Raw genomic sequence first — 16,164 nt, forward strand, 5'->3', positions numbered from 1 at the left:
GAGAGTTAGCGCCATGAGCGACGTATTTCCGGTGAACGGTATGGACGCCGTGGTCTTCGCGGTGGGGAACGCCAAGCAGACCGCCCACTACTACTCGACCGCGTTCGGCATGAAGCTGATCGCCTACCGCGGTCCCGAGAACGGCAGCAGGGACGAAGTGGCCTACGTCCTCAAGTCCGGCGGCGCCGTGTTCGAGTTCAGGGGTGCGCTCAGGCCGGGAGGCGAGCTGGCCAGGCACGTGGCCGAGCACGGCGACGGGGTGATCGACCTGGCCATCGAGGTGCCGGACGTGGAGGCGGCCTACGCGCACGCGGTCGCCCAGGGGGCCACCGGTCTGGCCGAGCCGTACACGCTGGAGGACGAGCACGGCAAGGTGGTGCTGGCGGCGATCGCCACCTACGGCGAGACCCGCCACACGCTGGTCGACCGCTCCAACTACGGCGGCGTCCACCTGCCCGGCTACGTGCCGGCCCAGCCGATGGTCGAGCCGCCGGCCAAGCGCTTCTTCCAGGCCGTCGACCACTGCGTGGGCAACGTCGAGCTCGGCAAGATGGACGAGTGGGTGGCCTTCTACCGGCACGTGATGGGCTTCACCAACATGGCGGAGTTCGTCGGCGACGACATCGCCACCGAGTACTCCGCGCTCATGTCCAAGGTCGTGGCCGACGGCACGCGCAAGGTCAAGTTCCCGCTGAACGAGCCGGCCATCAGCAAGAAGAAGTCGCAGATCGACGAGTACCTGGAGTTCTACGGCGGTCCCGGCGTGCAGCACATCGCGCTGGCCACCAACGACATCCTGACCACCGTCGACCACATGCGCGCGGCGGGCGTGCAGTTCCTCGACACCCCCGACTCCTACTACGACGACCCCGAGCTGCGGGCGCGCATCGGCGAGGTGCGGGCGCCGATCGAGGAGCTGAAGAAGCGCAAGATCCTCGTCGACCGTGACGAGGACGGCTACCTGCTGCAGATCTTCACCAAGCCGGTGCAGGACCGCCCGACCGTGTTCTTCGAGCTCATCGAGCGGCACGGCTCGCTCGGCTTCGGCAAGGGCAACTTCAAGGCGCTGTTCGAGGCCATCGAGCGCGAGCAGGAACGCAGGGGCAACCTTTAGTTTGTCATGACATGGTGGTGGTGATCACGACTTCATGGGATCACCACCACCGCAGATCGCGCTGGCAGGCCGATGGCGCCGCCTGTTCGCGGGCATCCTCGACGCCATCATCATCAGCCTCGTCTCCGCGCCCTTCAGCAGCGGCTGGAAGGTGGTGTGGGACTCCTCGCGAGGCGTGTGGGAACGCGTCCCCGTGCAGCACGTGCTGATCGTCACGATCATCGGATACCTCTACTACTGGCTGCTCGAGGCGTTCTGGAACGGGCAGACCCTCGGCAAGAAGCTGTTCGGCATGCGGGTCTCGCGGGAGGACGGCGGCCGTGCCGGTGTCGGCCAGATCGCGCTGCGCGAGTTCGTCCGGGTTGTGCTCGGCTGGCTCTGCTGCATCGGCGAGTTGGTCAACTATGGCTGGATCCTGTTCGACCCGCGTAAGCAGGCTCTGCACGACAAGGCGGCCAAGACTTTGGTAATAGATGCCTGAAACCCCATATTCCCCTGGCGTAGGCTGCTGGCCACGTATCCGAAGGGGGAATCGGTGGGGTCGAACCGGCATGTGGCCACGATGGCGGTCGCGCTCGTAAGCGTGCTCGCCTGCTCTCCGTCCACCGGGGCGACCGCCTCGGGCGGGGCGGCGGTGGAGGCACCGCACCGCAAGGACGTGGGGGCACCGGGCATCGGTGACAAGGACTTCCCCGACGACGGCAACGGCGGCTACGACGTCGCCCACTACGGCCTCAAGATCGAGTATGAGCCGGAGAGCAAGCACCTGACCGGCGTGGCCTCCATCTACGCCAGGGCCACCCAGCGGCTCGACGCGTTCAACCTGGACCTGTCCGGGCTCGAGGTCGGCGGGATCTCGGTCGACGGCAAGGAAGCCACCTACTCGCGCAGTGGTTCCGAACTGACCGTCCGGCCCGCCGCTCCGCTGGCCGACGGCGCCCGCTTCACCATCCAGGTCTCCTACTCCGGTGTGCCCAAGCCCATCAACGATCCGAAGAACCTGGGCCTGTTCGGCTTCGTCCCGACCGACGACGGCGCGTTCGTCGCCTGCCAGCCCGACGGCGCCAAGACCTGGTTCCCCTCCAACGACCACCCGGCCGACAAGGCCACCTTCGACTTCGAGATCACGGTGCCGAAGGGCGTGACCGCGCTGGCCAACGGCGAGATGCCCAGGCAGCCCGCCACCGAGGGCGACAAGACCACCTTCTACTGGCGCGAGAAGCACCCGATGGTGACCTACCTGGCCACCGCCACGATGGGCAAGTTCTCCGTGCGCCAGGGCAGGACGCCGGGCGGCATCCCGGTGCTCGCGGCGGTGGACCCGAAGTTCAAGAAGTCGCTGTCCAGGCTCTACACGACCTCCGCCGCGGTGACCGACTACTTCGGCAAGGTCTTCGGCCCCTACCCGTTCTCCTCCACCGGCGGCATCGTCGACGACTTCAACGCCGGATACGCCCTGGAGAACCAGACCAAGCCCATCTACGGCGGCTTCGACCCCGACGAGTCGATCATCGCGCACGAGCTGGCGCACGAGTGGTACGGCGACAGCGTGAGCATCCAGCGGTGGAAGGACCTCTGGCTCAACGAGGGCTTCGCCACCTACGCCGAGTGGCTGTGGGCCGAGCACAAGGGCACCAACACCGCCGACGCCCTGTTCAAGGGCTACTACGAGCGGCCCTCCAGCGATGCGATGTGGAAGTACCCGCCCGGGCGCGCCCAGCCTCGTGACCTGTTCAACGAGTCGGTCTACACGCGCGGCGGGATGACGCTGCACGTGCTGCGCAAGACGATCGGCGACGCGACGTTCTTCAAGCTGCTGAAGGAGTGGGCGGCCGAGCACCGCTACGGCAACGCCACGACCGCCCAGTTCATCGCGCTGGCGGAGAAGCTGTCGGGCAAGGATCTCGGCTCGCTCTTCAACGCCTGGCTCTTCCAGCCGAAGAAGCCCGCGCCGCTGACCTAGCCTCCGGGCCGCCGAGGGCGTTGCCGATGCTCCGTTGAACGGAATAACGTTGTCCCCATGCCCAGGGGAACATCTGAAGTCAGCGAGCCGATGTACTTCGTGCTCACCGCCCTGCTCGGCGGCCCGTTGCACGGCCACGCGATCAGCAAGTCCATCCAGGAGCTGTCCGGCGGCCGGGTCAAACCCTCGGTGGGCACCCTCTACGGGATCCTGGAGCGCCTGCACGAGCGCGGCGTGATCGCCGTTGACCGCGAGGAGACGGTCAACGGCCGCGCCCGGCGCTACTTCAGGATCACCGACGAGGGCCAGGCCCTGGTGACGGCCGAGGCCAGGCGCATGCGGGAGGCGGCGGCCCTGGTCCTGCGGACGGCCGAGGCCTCTGCGTGACCGTTCTGGAGCGTCGCTACCGGCGCCTCCTGCTCGCCTATCCGCGCGCGTACCGCCGCGCCCACGGCGACGAGCTCCTCGACGTGCTGCTGGAGTCGGCGGAGCCGGACAGGAGGGTCCCCGAGGGCAGGGAGGTGCTGGGGCTCCTCACGGGCGGCCTGCGCTCCCGCCTCATCCACCAGGCGACGGGCAGCCCGTGGACGGGCGGCCTGCATCTGGGGATCGCCGCGCTGGCCGCCGCCAACCTGGCGGCCGTGCTGCCCTACCTGGGGTCGATCCCGTGGTGGGTCGCGATGTCGGCGCTGGCGCTGCTGGCGATCCTGCGTGGCTGGATCCTGGCGGCGTTACCGCTCACCCTGGCCGTCGGCGTCAAGGCGGTGGCGATCGCCGGTGGTTGGCGGGTGCTCGACGTGACCCTGATCCCCGTGTATCCGAGCCTGCTCGCCGACCGGCCGCTGTTCTCCCACGACGGCCCGCTCGTGGTCGCCGCTCTCTACGCGCTCGTGCTGGTCGGGCTGCTGGTACTGGCCACCAGGCCGGGGCAGGTCCGCGCGCGGTCCTGGTGGTGGTGGGCGGCGGTCCCCGTGGCCGCGTGGGCGGGCCCGCGGTGGATGGCCGACGACGCGCTGTTCTCGATCAGCCTGAGCCGGATGGCGGTGGAGTTCGCGGCGCTGACTGTGGCGGTCGCCGGCGGGTATCTCGCTCGCGATCCACGCTGGGCGATCGCGTCGGTGGCCTATCTGGCGGCGGTGTCGGGAGAGCTGGCCGGGGACGCCATCGACCTCGGCCTGACCAGGCAGCACCTGGCCTACTGGGGTCTGCTCGGAGTGCTCACCGCGGCGGCCTGCTTCGCGCCTTACTGGCGTCGCCATCCCGATTGACCATACTCTGTTGAACGGAGTATGGTCCTCGCCATGCCCAAAAGATCCTTTGTGGCCGTGGTCGCGGTCGTCATGCTGACCGGCTGCGCGGGTGCCCCCCAGAGCGCGCAGCCGTCACCTACGGGAGCGGTGACGGACAAGCGGCAGCTGCTCGAGGCGGCCAAGGCGGACTGCATGAAGCAGAAGGGCTTCACCTACGTCGCCTTCGTACCGCCCGAGAAGAAGAAGAGCGCGGACGAGGTCAAGCGCGACAACGGCGACTATCAGTCGATGCAGGACTACCGCCGGAAGTACGGATTCGGGGTGTTCGCGCAACTGGTGTACCCGAAGGAATTCGGGAATCCGGAGGTCAAGCCCGACGACCCGGTCATCAACCCCAACATGAAGGTCCAGAACGACCTCTCCAAGCCTCAGCTGGCCGCCTACCGCAAGGCGCTGGACGCGTGCTACGTGAAGTCGGCCAAGAAGGTGCTCGGCAAGACCCTGCGGTCGGCGACCGACTACTTCATCCAGGTGAACAAGGCCACCAAGGCGTTGACCACCAGCCGCATCGACTCCGACCCCAAGCTCGTCGAGCTGGCCTCGGCGATGGCCGACTGCCTGAAGGGCAAGGGATACGCGATCGGGAAGACCACCCCGTCGGCGATGTCCAGCCGCGGCATGGACGAGTTCACGGCAGAGCAGGACAGGCTCGGCCGCGCCCAGCGGGACGACGTACCCAAGGTCGCGCCCCCGCCGAAGGACGACGACGACATACCCATGATCTACATGCCCACGATGACTCCCGAGGAGGCCAAGCCGTACCTCGCCAAGGAGGTCAAGGCGGCCCTGGACGACCTGGAGTGCGGCAAGGACTTCTACCCGGTCATCACACCGCGGGAGAACGAGATCAACCGCCAGGCCAACGCCGAGTTCGGCTTGTAGTGACCGATGGGATCCTCGCGCAGGAAACTGCTGCTCATCCGGGTGGGCGTGCCGGCAACGATTGACCATACTTCGTTGAACGGAGTATGGTCGCTGGCCATGCCGAGAAGATCAATGCCGGCTTCGGTCGTGCTCTGCCTCGCCCTGGCCGCGGGCTGCGGGTCGGCGGCGCCCGCCGCGCAGCCCGCGCCCACGGCCACCTCGAGCAACCCGCAGCGGATCCAGGCGCTCGTCGCCGACTGCATGAAGCAGCAGGGGTTCAGGTACGTCGCCTGGGTGCCGCAGCAGAAGAACCTCTCCGAACTGGACAAGGCCGCCACCGGCGACTATGAGGCCATGCGCAAGCAGCGCGCCAAGACCGGCTTCGACGTCTTCGTCATGCTGGCCGATCGCTCCCTGATGGAGGACAGGGTGCTGTGGAAGGGCTCTGACAACCCCAACAGCGCCATCAAGGAGCAGCTGTCCAACTCCCAGCGCACCGCCTACGACAAGGCCGAGGTGACGTGCAAGTCCTCGGCGGTCAAGCAGGTCACCGGCAAGGTCGTCAAGGACGACGCCGACCGGGCGGAGCAGGAGACGAAGATGATCAAGCAGGCGACCGAGCGGGAGCTCAACGGCGATCCCAAGCTGGTGGAGCTGGCCGCGGCCATGGGCGAGTGCGTCAAGGGCAAGGGCTACCAGGTCGATTCGCTCAGGCCGACCGACATCGACTCCCGCGGCCCTGACGCCTTCGAGGCGATCAAGCAGAGCATCGCCAAGAAGCAGGGCATGGCCGATCCCGACCGCCCAGGCTCCTACTACGAGCCCAAGCTCTCCCAGGCCGACGCGCGGCGATACCTGAACCAGGAGATCAAGGCCGCGCTTGACGACCTGGAGTGCGGCAGGGACTTCTACGCGGCCTACTCGCCCCGGGCGGCGCAGATCGCGAGCGAGGTCGAGTTGGAGTTCGGCGGGAGCGGGGACTGAGCCGATGTCCCGCAACAGGATCCTGCTCATTGTCATGGGGGCGGTGTTGCTCGTCGCGTCGACGGGGTGGGCGCTGGGCAGCCGCCTGCGCTCCCCGGCCGACGAGGCGGCCCGCCGTACGCCTCCCAAGGCCTCGCTCGTCACGGCGGCGGTCGAGCGGCGCAAGCTGGTCAGCAGCGTCGCGGTCAGCGGCACGCTGGAGTACGGCTCGCCGCTGCCGATCACGCTCGCCGGGGTGGTCGGGGGCGTGACCGGGGGGGCCGCCGAGCTCCAGCGGGCCACCCGGGCGCCCCGGGTGGGCACGATCAGGGAGGGCGGCGTGCTGATGGAGGTCAACGGGCGGCCGGTGTACGCGCTGCGCGGCACGGTCCCGATGCACCGCACGATCACCCCGGGCACCAAGGGCGACGACGTCAGGCAGCTCCAGCGGGCCCTGCGCAGGCTGGGCTTCGGCGGTCCCAAGTCCGGCGTGTTCGACCCGGCCACCGTGGCGGCCATGACCAGGCTGTACGCCAAGGACGGCTACGAGGCCCAGCAGCCCACGCTGGCTGACAAGCAGGCCTACGACACGCTCCGCAAGGCCGTACAGACCGCCAAGGAGACCCAGGCCACCGAGCAGCAGGCCCTCGACCAGGGCCGCGACGTGCTGCCGCTCAAGGTCAAGCTGGACAACGCCAAGGCCGACGCGAAGGCGGCCGAGCGCGCGCTGAAGCAGGCCGAGGCCCAGCGGCTCACCCCCGAGGACGAGGGCAAGCTCGCGGCGGCGGATTCGGCCGTCCGCACGGCCGAGGAGAACCTCGTCGAGGCTCGGCAGGCGCTCGACCAGGCCAGGAACCAGCCCACTCCCGCTCCCTCGGCAACCCCGTCGGCCACCCCGGACACGCGGCTGCTGGAGATGAAGGTGGCCAACGCGCAGGCGGAGCTGGACGCGGCGCACGAGTCCTACGACCGGATCATGGAGGAGGCCAGTCAGGCACGCGACAAGCGGCTGGTGGACCTCCGCAAGGCCGTACGCGACGCGCGGGACGTCCTGGTCACCGCCCAGCAGGCCCTGCGCCAGGCCCGCCGGCTGTCCCCCACGAGGCTCAAGGTGGCCGACGCGGCCAAGGACGTGGACGCGGCCAAGGCGATGCTGGCGGAGTTCGCCAGGACCTACGGCACCTCCATCCCGCCGGGCGAGATCGTCTTCCTGCCGAAGCTGCCCGCCCGGGTGCAGAAGACGAAGGTGAAGGCGGGCCAGGCCGTCGAGGACGACGTGGCCACGGTGACCAGCTCGTCGTTCATGGTCACGGGCGCGGTCGATCCCACCGAGGCCGGCCTGCTGCGCGCGGGCATGGAAGTCGACATCGAGCTCGACTCGGGCAAGACCTACCCGGCCACGCTCACGGCGGTCGGGGAGAAGGCCAAGGTCCCCGGCGAGAAGGCGGGGGAGAACGGCGCGCAGCCGGTGCTGATCACCCCGAAGTCGATGAAGGGCCTCAAGGGGCTGGCCGGCGGCACGGTCACGGCCAAGGTGACCGTCGGCGCGACCGACGCGGCCGTCCTGGTGGTGCCGGTCGCCGCGGTGATCACCGCGGCCGACGGCAAGGCCCGGGTGCAGGTGGAGTACGCCCCCGACCGCACCAGGCAGGTCGAGGTGCGCACCGGGCTGACCGCCGACGGAGCCGTCGCGGTCAGCGGCGATCTCAAGGAAGGCGACAGGGTGGTGATCAGCGGTGTCTGAGCCGGTCATCGTGCTCGACCGCGTCGGCAAGCGGTTCCCCTCCGTGCGGGCGCTGGCCGAGGTGTCGCTCGAGGTGCGGCGCGGCGACTACCTGGCCGTCGTCGGCCCCTCGGGCTCGGGCAAGTCGACCCTGCTCAACGTGCTCGGCCTGCTGGACCGGCCCACCTCGGGCCGCTACCTGCTCGACGGCACCGAGACGACGGGACTGCGTGACGCGGCCAGGACCAGGCTGCGCGGCGAGCGCATCGGCTTCGTCTTCCAGTCCTTCCACCTGCTCGCCCACCGCACCGTGGTGGAGAACGTGATGCTCGCCGAGATCTACGGCAGGCAGGCGCGCAAGGGCAGGCGCGAGCGCGCGCTGAGCTCGCTGGACCGGGTCGGGCTCAGCCACCGGGTCGGCTTCCTGCCCGACCGCCTGTCCGGCGGCGAGCGCCAGCGCGCGGCCATCGCCAGGGCGCTGATGGGCCGGCCCTCGCTGTTGCTGTGCGACGAGCCCACGGGCAACCTCGACAGCCGCAACACCGGCGCGGTCCTCGACCTGTTCGACGAGCTGCGCGCGCAGGGCCTGACGATCGTGGTGATCACCCACGAGCGGGAGGTCAGCGAGCGGGCCCAGCGCCGGGTCAGCATCACCGACGGGGTGCTCAGTGAACATCCGTGACCTGGGCGCCGAGGCCATGGCGGGGATGCTGGCCCGGCCCCTGCGCTCCGCGCTCACCACGCTCGGCACGGTGCTCGGCATCACCACGCTGGTCGTCACCCTGGGCGTGGCCGCCACCGCGGGCAACCAGATCGTCGGCCGCTTCGACGAGCTGGTCGCCACGGCCATCACGGTGGAGGTCCCGGAGTCCGAGGCGGCGCCGCTCGTGACCTGGGACGCGCTCGACCGCGTCACCAGGCTGCGCGGCGTCGTCTCGGCCGCCGCGGTCGCCGAGTCCAAGGACGGCGCCAACCTCTCCGTCCGGGCCAACGCCATCGTCGACCCGACCAGGGTCACCCAGCAGACCCTGACCGTGATGTCCGCCACGCTCGGCCTGCCCGAGGCGGCCCGCGGCCGGATGGTGCAGGGCAGGTTCTTCGACCTCGGCCACGTCAGGCGCGGCGACAAGGTCGCGGTCATCGGCGACCAGGCGGCCAGGATGCTCGGCATCACCCGCCTGGACCAGGCTCCCGCGATCTTCATCGGCGAGCACGCCTACACCGTCATCGGCATCCTCGGCGATCTGCGCCGCGAGCGGAGCCTGAGCACCGCGGTGCTGGTGCCGCCCACCATCGGCAGGCGGTTCGGGCTGCGGAACGTGACCCGCGTCCTGATCAACACCAGCCTCGGCGCCGCCGGCCTGATCGCCAGGCAGGCCCCGACGGCCCTCTCCCCCGGCAACGCCGACATGCTGCAGGTGGTCGCCCCGCCCAGCCCGACCAAGGCCCGCGACAAGGCGCAGGACGACGCCAACGCCCTGTTCCTGATCCTCGGCCTGGTCTCGCTGGTGGTCGGCGCGGTCGGCATCGCCAACGTCACCCTGGTCACCGTCATGGAACGGGTGCCGGAGATCGGCCTGCGCCGCGCCCTGGGCGCCGCCCGCCGCCACATCGCCGCCCAGTTCCTGCTGGAGTCCACGCTGATCGGGCTGACCGGCGGCGTGATCGGGGCCGGCCTGGGCGTGGTCGCCATCGTCGCCATCTCCGCGGCCAAGCAGTGGACACCCCTGCTCGACGTACGGCTGGCGGTCGCGGCACCCGTCGCGGGCGCCGTCGTCGGCCTGCTGGCCGGGCTCTACCCGGCGCTGCGGGCCGCCCGGATGGAGCCTGTCGAGGCGCTGAGATGAGTTGTTTCACTTCGCGCGGCGAAGTATCTTGGCGGGCATGCCGAAGGGAGCGCCGGGGCTGAGCGAGCAGGCCTACTTCGTGCTGGCCGCGCTGCTCGACGGGCCGCTGCACGGTCACGCCATACTCAAGCGCGTCGTCGACCTGACCGAGGGCCGGATCACGCTGCCCGTCGGCACCCTGTACGGCGCGCTCGACCGGCTGGCCGCCAACGGCGTCATCGAGGTGGAGAAGGAAGAGGTCGTCAAGGGCCGCAGGCGGCGCTACTTCCGGATCACCGACACGGGCAGGACCATGGTCCACGCCGAGGCCCGGCGCATGCACCAGGCCGCCTCGGTGGTCACCCGGCGCACGCTGCGCGCCACCTGACCAACGCGGCCAGGGTCAGCGGCCGCCTGCCGTACCGGAGAAGACCAGGACGGAGGCGGTGAAGCCGTGCACGTGGTTCTGCCCGCCGACCGGGCCCACCTCGCCGGCGGCGAAGAAGCCCGCGACGCCGATGGGACCGAGCGTGTCGCGCACCGCGATCGGGTCGTGGTCGGCCGAGCCGAACATGGCCGAGCCGCGCCCGTTGCAGGAGAACAGCAGCGCGCCGTCCACCCGGCCGAGCCGCTCGCGGTGGGCGTCGAGCAGGTCGTACAGGTCCTCGTCGGCGGTGGCGGCGTCGCGCACCTGGAAGCGGACCGTCCTGCCGACGTCGACCACGTCGCCGATGGCCACCGCCTCGCGCTCGGGGTCGATGCCGATCACACCCCTGATCAGGAAGTCGCCGCGCTCGTGGCGCTCGGCGTACTCGTCCATGGCCAGGCCGATCTGCAGCCCGGAGGCGACCAGCTCGCGGTCGTCCTCGTCCAGGTCGGTGACGATGTCCTCCAGGCGGGCCAGGGCGGGCTGACCGGCCAGCTCGAGCAGCAAATTGTCCTCGGCACGCGTGACGACCATGGTCGGCCCGATGGGCCTGCAGCCCTGGCTGACCACGGTGGAGACGTTCACGGAGCCGCTCAGCAGCACGCCGATCGCGCCCTCGGTGTAGACCTCGCCGTCGGCGAACAACCTCACGGAGCCGCGTCCCTGCAGCCCGTTGGCCAGGCCGCCGATGATCGGCAGGTCGCCGAGCACGTCCGCGGAACGCTCGACGAAGGCGTCGGTCGGGAAGGAGTACGGGTCGGCCAGCAGGATCGCCACGTGATCGTCCGAGCCGCGCTCCGGCAGCCCCACCACCACGAACCTGTCCTCGGCCGTCAAGGTGTCCAGGGCGAACGTGGTGATCCTGGCGCCCTCCAGGGTCGCCGCCCACGCGCTGACCGCGGGGGTCAGCTCGACGCCCTGCCCGTCGCCGATCACGCCCGTGGCGCTGCAGCCGATCACGTTGGCGCCCGGCGCCAGCGCCATCGCGCGCTGCCCTGCCCTGGCGACGGCATCGGGATCGTCACCGCAGATGAAAAAACAGACCAGGTCGGCGCTTCCGCTCAACCTCGACAGCGCCTGACCGACGGCGCTCTCGGCCGCCGCGACCAGGTCGGAATCCACGGCGAGGCCATCGGCGAAGCGGCTCGTCATCAGTGCCACGCGTCTCGCCTCCCTTGATATGACAAATTCCCTTGGCCCGATTCTCCCCACTGGAGCAACAAGCACTCGTACGAACCGTCACGCAATAGTCAAGATCCGAAATCTCTGCCAGATGCGAAACCTCTGCCACATTTCCCGCGGGGGACGTAGTCTCGATCCCGTGTCTCAACCTCGAAATCTCCGCGAGTTGCGAGAGAGCGGCTACGTTCATCGCACCGTGAAACAAGAGGTCCGCGAGAACCTGCTGGCCAAGCTCCGGGCGGGTGAACCCCGGTTTCCAGGCATCGTGGGCTTCGACGAGTCCGTCCTGCCCCATCTGGAACGCGCCCTGCTGGCCGGGCACGACCTGGTCCTGCTGGGTGAGCGCGGCCAGGGCAAGACCCGGCTGATCCGCACGATCACCGGGCTGCTCGACGAGTGGACCCCGGTCGTCGAGGGCTGCGAGATCAACGACGACCCGCTCGCCCCGGTCTGTACGGCATGCCGCAGGAAGTCCCGCGAGCTGGGCGACGAGCTGCCCGTGGCCTGGCGCCACCGCGACGAGCGGTACGGCGAGAAGCTGGCCACGCCCGACACCTCGGTCGGCGACCTCATCGGCGACGTGGACCCCATCAAGATCGCCGAGGGCCGCACGCTCGGCGACCCGGAGACCGTCCACTACGGCCTGGTCCCGCGCACCAACCGCGGCGTGTTCTCCGTCAACGAGCTGCCCGACCTGGCCGAGCGGATCCAGGTCTCGCTGCTGAACGTGCTGGAGGAGCGCGACATCCAGGTCCGCGGCTACAACCTGCGGCTGCCCCTGGACATCCTGCTCATCGCCAGCGCGAACCCGGAGGACTACACCAACCGCGGCCGGATCATCACGCCGCTGAAGGACCGCTTCGGCGCCGAGATCCGCACCCACTACCCGCTGACGATCGAGGACGAGCTGACGCTCATCCGGCAGGAGTCCATGCCGGACATCGGGGCCGACATCCCCGAGCACCTGATCGAGGTCATCGCCCGCTTCACCCGGCTGGTGCGCGAGTCCACCGCGGTCGACGCCCGCTCCGGCGTGTCGGCCAGGTTCTCGATCGCGGCCGCGGAGACCGCGTCCGCCTCGGCGGTGCGCAGGATGGCCATCAGCGGCGAGGAGCGCGCGGTCGCCCGCGTCTGCGACCTGGCCAGCATCGTGCACAGCCTGCGCGGCAAGGTCGAGTTCGAGGTCAGCGAGGAGGGCAGGGAGACCGAGATCCTGGCCCACCTGCTGCGCCGGGCCACCGCGGAGACGTTCCGCAGCCGGCTGGGCGGCACCGACCTGTCGCCACTGACCGACAAGTTCGCCGAGGGCAACCAGGTGGAGTCGGGCGAGCTGGTGGCCGCGACCGAGCTGCTGCAGCGGATCGGGCCCGTCAACGGCCTGTCGAAGCTCATGTCCAGGCTGGGCATGGGCGCGGGCGAGGAGTCGCCGGGGCACGCCGCCGCGGCCCTGGAGTTCGCCTTGGAAGGCCTTTACCTGATGCGGCGCCTGTCCAAGGACGATCTTGACGGGATGTCGGTCTACCGCACGTGAACAACCGGGCGGTCTCGCGCGTCTGACTGGTGGAGATCACCATTTTCGGGGGAGACCGCCCATGCGTCCACTGCTGGCCTGCGCCACTGCTCTGACTCTCTGTACCGTCGCCACACCCGCCACCGCCGCCACAGGCACGGTCGTGTACGGCTACGCCTGGGCGGACGGCACGTCCACCCTGCGCGTCACCCCCCTGACCGCCACGGCGCACGGCAAGCGCTACCGCCTCGAGCGGCTGCCCGGCGCCAAGGAGCTCAAGCTCGACTACTCCGCGGCCGATTTCCGCAGGGTCACCGTGGCCTGCGACCTGAAGGAGACCGAGGGCAAGGTGGCGCTCGACGCCAAGGGCCTCGGCAAGACCCGCTGCACGCCCAAGGACCTGGCCTTCGTGCTGTCGCTCGGCCCAGCGCCCGTGCGGATCGCCTACGAGGGCGGCAAGGCGGTCAAGGTCAACGAGTTCCTCCCCGACGGCTCCTCGACCAGGTCCGCGACCGGCACCGTCAAGCGCGTCGACGACCACACGGTCCAGTTCGGCGGGCTCCGCCTCGGCTACACCTGGATGCTCGGCTTCAACCGCGTCACGTCCAGGTGCACCGACCCGTGGCTGCACGGCAGGCCCGTCCACGCCGACAAGCACGGGCTGGGCACCAAGGCCTGTACCGACAAGGACTTCACCAGAGCGCTCAAGCCGCTGGCGAACCCCGTGCGCGTCCGCGTTGACTACGACCCGCTCAGCAACCAACTGCTCAACGTCTGGGAGGTCTTCGGCGACGCATAGCCGGGCATCTCGGGTTAGCGTGGGACGGTGAGCGCCTACCGCTATGGCGAGTACAACGACGGCCCCGACCCCCTGGCCCCGCCGTACGACGTGCGGGCGGCCCTGGACGAGATGGGCGACGCGATCCTGTCCGGCTCGACGCCCGTGCACGCCCTGCGCGACCTGCTCAAGCGCGGCCTGCCCGGCGCGCAGGACCGGCGCGGCCTGGACGACATGCTGCGCGAGGTACGGCGGCGCCGCCGCGAGCTGCGTGAGAGTGGCCGCCTCGACGGCACCCTGGAGCGGGCCAGGGCCCTGCTGGACAAGGCGATCGGCCAGGAGCGCGCCGAACTGTTCCCCGACCCGTCCGACGACGCGCGGCTGCGCGAGTCCGAGCTCGACGCGCTGCCCGAGGACACCGCGAGCGCGATCCAGGAGCTGAGCTCCTACGAGTGGCGTTCGCAGGCGGCCAGGCAGACCTTCGAGGAGCTGCGCGACCTGCTGCGGCGCGAGGTGCTCGACAGCCAGTTCAGGGGACTGCGCGAAGCGCTGGCCAACCCCGACCCCGAGGCCATGGAGCGCGTCCGGCAGATGATGTCGGACCTCAACGAGATGCTGGAGAAGGACGCCAGGGGCGAGCACACCCAGGCCGACTTCGATGACTTCATGGGGAAGTACGGAGATCTCTTCCCCGAGAAGCCGCGGAACCTGGAGGAGCTGGTCGACATCCTGGCCCGCCGGGCCGCGGCCACCCAGCGGATGCTGGCCTCGATGACCCCGCGCCAGCGCGAGGAGCTCGGCAACCTGATCAACCAGACGCTCGAGCAGGCGGGCCTGGCCGACCAGATGCGCCGCCTGGGCGAGGCCCTGTACGCCCGCAGGCCCGACCTGTCCTGGGGCGGGCAGGAGCGGATGACGGGCGAGGAGCCGCTGGGCATGGGCGACGCCGTCACCGCGCTCGAGGAGCTGGCCGACCTGACCCAGCTGGAGTCGTCGCTGCGTCAGGACTATCCGGGCGCCCGGCTCGACGACATCGACGAGGCCGCGGTCAGGCGCGCGCTCGGCCGCTCGGCGGTCGACGATCTGGAGGCGCTGCGCCGGATCGAGCGGGAGCTGGAGGAGCAGGGCTACCTGCTGCGCCGCCGCGGCAAGCTGGAGCTCACGCCCAAGGCGGTGCGCAGGCTCGGCGAGACGGCGCTGCGGCGGGTGTTCTCCTCGCTGGACGCGGGCCGCCGTGGCGACCACGACCAGCATGACGCCGGCGCGGCCGGGGAGTTGACCGGATCGTCCAGGCCGTGGCGCTTCGGCGACGAGCAGCCCATCGACGTGGTCCGCACGCTGGTCAACGGCGTGCGCAACGGCGGCGTCCGCACCGGCACGGCCGTGAAGCTGTCGGTGGACGACTTCGAGGTGGCCGAGACCGAGCGGCGCAGCGCGGCGGCGGTGTGCCTGCTGGTGGACCTGTCGTACTCGATGGCGCTGCGCGGCACGTGGGCGGCGGCCAAGCAGACGGCGCTGGCGCTGCAGGCGCTGGTGGCCTCGAAGTTCCCGCAGGACGCGGTGCAGATCATCGGGTTCTCGAACTACGCCAGGGTGTTGCAGCCCGACGAGCTGGCCGGGCTCGACTGGGACATGGTCCAGGGCACGAACCTGCACCACGCGCTGCTGATCGCCGGGCGGCACCTGGACCGGCATCCGGACTTCGAGCCGGTGGTGCTGGTGGTCACCGACGGCGAGCCGACGGCGCACCTGATGCGCAACGGGCGCTCGGCCTTCGAGTGGCCGCCCTCACGGGAGACGCTGGAGCTCACGCTGGCCGAGGTGGACAAGATGACCCGGCGTCGCGCCACGATCAACGTGTTCATGCTGGCCGGGGACGAGCGGCTCAAGGAGTTCGTGGACGAGGTGGCCCGCCGTAACGGAGGCCGGGTCTTCTCCCCCAGCGCCGACCGCCTGGGCGAGTACGTGGTGAGCGACTTCCTCAGACTCCGGCGCTCGCGCTAGAGCCGGTGTAGAAGTCCAGCGCGACGTCGAAGCCGTCGCGGCAGTTGCGGTGGGAGCGGTAGCAGGGGCGCCAGGCGCTGCTCGCGCCCACGCCGGTGCGGGCGTCGGACAGGGCCTCGGAGACCCGCTCCGGTTTGGGCACCAGCCCGTGGCCCAGGTAACGCACGTCGGCCAGTTCGGCGTGCGCGCCGCGCTCGCCGGAAACGAAGCGGCCGAGCCGCCAGCCGCTCTCCTCGTCCCACACCAGCGCACTGCCGTCGCCGAGTCTGACGGTGGCGTCACGCGGGTCGCAGGGACCCTCCCACCAGTCGGTCACCTCGGTTCCCAGCACATCGACAACGCGCCGCACGTAGCCGACCGGCTGGCGCAACCATTCGTCGGTGTAGGGCTCGACATGCCTGATGCCCACGACAGGACCTCTCGCGGTGTGTGGATTGCAGCGACACGTCACCTTACCTGCCCTGAACTAATTGTGTTGCCCGGGCGTCTAGTCATTACGG

16 protein-coding genes are annotated in these 16,164 nt (G+C 70.0%); 14 read left to right on the plus strand and 2 right to left on the minus strand.

Annotated elements, in window-relative coordinates:
- Positions 1–13 precede the first annotated feature (13 nt).
- From hppD to KIK09_RS45875, 11 genes are all read left to right on the plus strand, one after another.
- Positions 14–1,114 (plus strand): 4-hydroxyphenylpyruvate dioxygenase, encoded by a 1,101-nt coding sequence (hppD, locus tag KIK09_RS45825; protein WP_214325839.1) that lies wholly within the window; start codon positions 14–16, stop codon positions 1,112–1,114.
- 34 nt (positions 1,115–1,148) lie between these two features.
- Positions 1,149–1,595: an RDD family protein gene (locus KIK09_RS45830; protein ID WP_214325840.1), complete on the plus strand. Its 447-nt coding sequence runs from the start codon at positions 1,149–1,151 to the stop codon at positions 1,593–1,595.
- A 54-nt stretch (positions 1,596–1,649) separates the two neighbouring features.
- Positions 1,650–3,077 (plus strand): M1 family metallopeptidase, encoded by a 1,428-nt coding sequence (locus KIK09_RS45835; RefSeq protein ID WP_308164702.1) that lies wholly within the window; start codon positions 1,650–1,652, stop codon positions 3,075–3,077.
- Positions 3,078–3,134: 57 nt separating this feature from the next.
- Positions 3,135–3,464, plus strand: coding sequence for a PadR family transcriptional regulator (locus KIK09_RS45840; protein ID WP_214325841.1), 330 nt, complete (start codon positions 3,135–3,137; stop codon positions 3,462–3,464).
- The gene (locus tag KIK09_RS45845) at positions 3,461–4,345 is read left to right on the plus strand and encodes a hypothetical protein (protein ID WP_214325842.1); all 885 of its coding nucleotides are present in this window, start codon (positions 3,461–3,463) and stop codon (positions 4,343–4,345) included. The genes KIK09_RS45840 and KIK09_RS45845 overlap by 4 nt, the downstream gene beginning before the upstream one ends.
- A 33-nt stretch (positions 4,346–4,378) precedes the next feature.
- Positions 4,379–5,269 carry a hypothetical protein gene (locus KIK09_RS45850; protein ID WP_214325843.1) on the plus strand — a complete coding sequence of 297 codons (891 nt, stop codon included), beginning with the start codon at positions 4,379–4,381 and terminating at the stop codon, positions 5,267–5,269.
- Between the two features lie 99 nt (positions 5,270–5,368).
- Positions 5,369–6,235 carry a hypothetical protein gene (locus KIK09_RS45855; RefSeq protein WP_214325844.1) on the plus strand — a complete coding sequence of 289 codons (867 nt, stop codon included), beginning with the start codon at positions 5,369–5,371 and terminating at the stop codon, positions 6,233–6,235.
- A 4-nt stretch (positions 6,236–6,239) separates the two neighbouring features.
- Complete coding sequence (locus tag KIK09_RS45860; RefSeq protein ID WP_214325845.1) at positions 6,240–7,958, plus strand: peptidoglycan-binding protein; 1,719 nt, start codon at positions 6,240–6,242, stop codon at positions 7,956–7,958.
- On the plus strand, positions 7,951–8,619 hold the full coding sequence (locus KIK09_RS45865) for an ABC transporter ATP-binding protein (RefSeq protein WP_214325846.1): 669 nt from the start codon (positions 7,951–7,953) through the stop codon (positions 8,617–8,619). Before KIK09_RS45860 ends, KIK09_RS45865 begins: the two co-directional genes overlap by 8 nt.
- Positions 8,606–9,784: an ABC transporter permease gene (locus tag KIK09_RS45870; RefSeq protein WP_214325847.1), complete on the plus strand. Its 1,179-nt coding sequence runs from the start codon at positions 8,606–8,608 to the stop codon at positions 9,782–9,784. Before KIK09_RS45865 ends, KIK09_RS45870 begins: the two co-directional genes overlap by 14 nt.
- 37 nt (positions 9,785–9,821) lie before the next feature.
- The gene (locus KIK09_RS45875; RefSeq protein ID WP_250574858.1) at positions 9,822–10,151 is read left to right on the plus strand and encodes a PadR family transcriptional regulator; all 330 of its coding nucleotides are present in this window, start codon (positions 9,822–9,824) and stop codon (positions 10,149–10,151) included.
- Positions 10,152–10,166: 15 nt separating this feature from the next.
- Here KIK09_RS45875 and KIK09_RS45880 read toward each other — a convergent pair whose 3' ends face one another.
- Positions 10,167–11,342: an FIST signal transduction protein gene (locus KIK09_RS45880; protein ID WP_214326050.1), complete on the minus strand. Its 1,176-nt coding sequence runs from the start codon at positions 11,340–11,342 to the stop codon at positions 10,167–10,169.
- A gap of 121 nt (positions 11,343–11,463) precedes the next feature.
- Here KIK09_RS45880 and KIK09_RS45885 point away from each other — a divergent pair, with 121 nt between their 5' ends.
- The 3 genes from KIK09_RS45885 (at position 11,464) to KIK09_RS45895 (ending at position 15,664) form a co-directional block, all read left to right on the plus strand.
- Complete coding sequence (locus KIK09_RS45885; RefSeq protein ID WP_214325848.1) at positions 11,464–12,903, plus strand: sigma 54-interacting transcriptional regulator; 1,440 nt, start codon at positions 11,464–11,466, stop codon at positions 12,901–12,903.
- Positions 12,904–12,964: 61 nt separating this feature from the next.
- On the plus strand, positions 12,965–13,681 hold the full coding sequence (locus tag KIK09_RS45890; protein WP_214325849.1) for a hypothetical protein: 717 nt from the start codon (positions 12,965–12,967) through the stop codon (positions 13,679–13,681).
- 27 nt (positions 13,682–13,708) lie between these two features.
- Positions 13,709–15,664, plus strand: a complete 1,956-nt coding sequence (locus KIK09_RS45895; RefSeq protein WP_214325850.1) for a vWA domain-containing protein — start codon at positions 13,709–13,711, stop codon at positions 15,662–15,664.
- Here KIK09_RS45895 and KIK09_RS45900 read toward each other — a convergent pair.
- Complete coding sequence (locus KIK09_RS45900; RefSeq protein WP_214325851.1) at positions 15,642–16,073, minus strand: DUF6292 family protein; 432 nt, start codon at positions 16,071–16,073, stop codon at positions 15,642–15,644. The two genes, KIK09_RS45895 and KIK09_RS45900, sit on opposite strands and share 23 nt — an antisense overlap.
- Positions 16,074–16,164: the final 91 nt, after the last annotated feature.

The sequence above is a fragment of the Nonomuraea sediminis genome (genome assembly GCF_018531495.1).
In the GTDB taxonomy this organism is placed as follows: domain Bacteria; phylum Actinomycetota; class Actinomycetes; order Streptosporangiales; family Streptosporangiaceae; genus Nonomuraea; species Nonomuraea sediminis.

Excerpts from the sequence above, each read along its gene's own strand:
- hppD (WP_214325839.1), top strand. The coding sequence starts at position 14 with ATGAGCGACGTATTTCCGGTGAACGGTATGGACGCCGTGGTCTTCGCG.
- KIK09_RS45830 (WP_214325840.1), top strand. The coding sequence starts at position 1,149 with ATGGGATCACCACCACCGCAGATCGCGCTGGCAGGCCGATGGCGCCGC.
- KIK09_RS45840 (WP_214325841.1), top strand. The coding sequence starts at position 3,135 with ATGCCCAGGGGAACATCTGAAGTCAGCGAGCCGATGTACTTCGTGCTC.
- KIK09_RS45850 (WP_214325843.1), top strand. The coding sequence starts at position 4,379 with ATGCCCAAAAGATCCTTTGTGGCCGTGGTCGCGGTCGTCATGCTGACC.
- KIK09_RS45855 (WP_214325844.1), top strand. The coding sequence starts at position 5,369 with ATGCCGAGAAGATCAATGCCGGCTTCGGTCGTGCTCTGCCTCGCCCTG.
- KIK09_RS45860 (WP_214325845.1), top strand. The coding sequence starts at position 6,240 with ATGTCCCGCAACAGGATCCTGCTCATTGTCATGGGGGCGGTGTTGCTC.
- KIK09_RS45875 (WP_250574858.1), top strand. The coding sequence starts at position 9,822 with ATGCCGAAGGGAGCGCCGGGGCTGAGCGAGCAGGCCTACTTCGTGCTG.
- KIK09_RS45880 (WP_214326050.1), bottom strand. The coding sequence starts at position 11,342 with ATGACGAGCCGCTTCGCCGATGGCCTCGCCGTGGATTCCGACCTGGTC.
- KIK09_RS45885 (WP_214325848.1), top strand. The coding sequence starts at position 11,464 with ATGCGAAACCTCTGCCACATTTCCCGCGGGGGACGTAGTCTCGATCCC.
- KIK09_RS45890 (WP_214325849.1), top strand. The coding sequence starts at position 12,965 with ATGCGTCCACTGCTGGCCTGCGCCACTGCTCTGACTCTCTGTACCGTC.